1 protein-coding gene is annotated in these 1416 nt (G+C 36.0%); it reads left to right on the top strand.

All coding sequences use genetic code 11. The features are described from left to right. Window positions 1-83: 83 nt before the first annotated feature. On the top strand, window positions 84-1229 hold the full coding sequence (locus ND811_RS19215) for an IS91 family transposase (RefSeq protein ID WP_265353597.1): 1146 nt from the start codon (window positions 84-86) through the stop codon (window positions 1227-1229). Window positions 1230-1416 lie beyond the last annotated feature (187 nt).

The raw sequence follows: 1416 nt of genomic DNA, 5'->3' as shown, positions 1-1416 counted from the left end.
TAATGACCCAAATCTTATCTTTATGACTGTTTTGACACAGAAAAATAGGATACCAACTCTGCACTTTCTGGACATGTTAGTGCATGGACATACAAGACATCTTTATCAAAAACATCGATTTCATTCAATCGGCTAACCTGCCTAAGCATGTTAAAAAAACTGCTCTCGATATTGCTCAATGCAGAACTAATGCCATGAACGGACATCTTTACCAATGTCCGGAACAACATTTCTCTGTTTTTCTTAGAAATTCTTGTAATAACAGATTCTGTCCTAAATGCCAATACAGAAACAAATCTCTCTGGAACGAAGCTACTAAAAACTTGGTTATTAATACGGATCATTACCATCTTGTTTTTAAGTTACCTACTTTCTGTTATCCCTTTGTTACTACTTTTTATAAAGATTTTCTGAATCTACTCTTTGAGGCTTCAAAGAAAACTATTTATAAAATTATTAGACTTTCTCTCGATAAAGATGTTATTCCAGGTTTTATCATGGTTTTACACACACATGGAAAACTAAATCAGTTCCATCCCCACATCCATGTTCTCATTACTGATGGTGGATTCGATAAATCTAATAACAAATGGGTTCTTTCTCAAAATAACCTATTTGATTTATTCCAGTTCAATTCTATTTACCAAATCATACTTAAAAAAGATCTTCTCGCTTTCTACAAAAAACATCCTTCTTTAGGAAACTCTTTTCTAGAACTTATTAATTCTAATTACAAATTGTTCGCTTTTACTTCAGAAAAAATCTCTGATCCATACAACGTCATCGACTACTTTACTAAATCAATAAAAGGATCTAACATTAACGAACAGGATCTTAATACCAATGACCAGATCGTCTCCATTAATGTAGGTAAGCTTTCTTCTGTTTTGTCCCAAAAAAACTTCATCAAACGCTACCTTTTACATGTTTTGCCTAGCGGAACTAAATCTATTCGCTATTTTGGGCTCTATTCTCATAAAGCTAAGAATAACCTTAATTCTGCAAAACTGCACTTCCCTGCGACCAAAAACTTGGATACTATTACAAACATTCATCCAGAAAACTTTGAACATGAGTTCGATTATTTGCCTTACAAGTTTTGTCCTATCTGTAGGAAACATATGATTCTCATTGAGAAAACTTTACCATTCGAGATGCCTTTATATGTCGGGCATACTTTTGGAGACGATCCACCTAATCTGGAATTCTTTAACTCCATCGCGGCTTAAATTTATGACTCATTTTTGGGTATACATTCTCCATTACTCTCCCAAACTGGGTCACTACGTATAACATCCGCTAACCACTTCGCTTCGGGACTGGCGCCCTCGCTCGGTCTACGACACATAGGCTTCTGGCACTCCCCTTGCTTACGCAAGTGTCGTTCCAGTCCCTAACGTCCCGTTGGGACTCAGG

It is taken from the genome of Leptospira soteropolitanensis, assembly GCF_026151655.1.
Taxonomy (GTDB): Bacteria; Spirochaetota; Leptospiria; order Leptospirales; family Leptospiraceae; genus Leptospira_A; species Leptospira_A soteropolitanensis.
The sequence above is the reverse complement of the archived record's forward strand: the minus strand, read 5'-3'. Positions and strand labels throughout refer to the sequence as shown.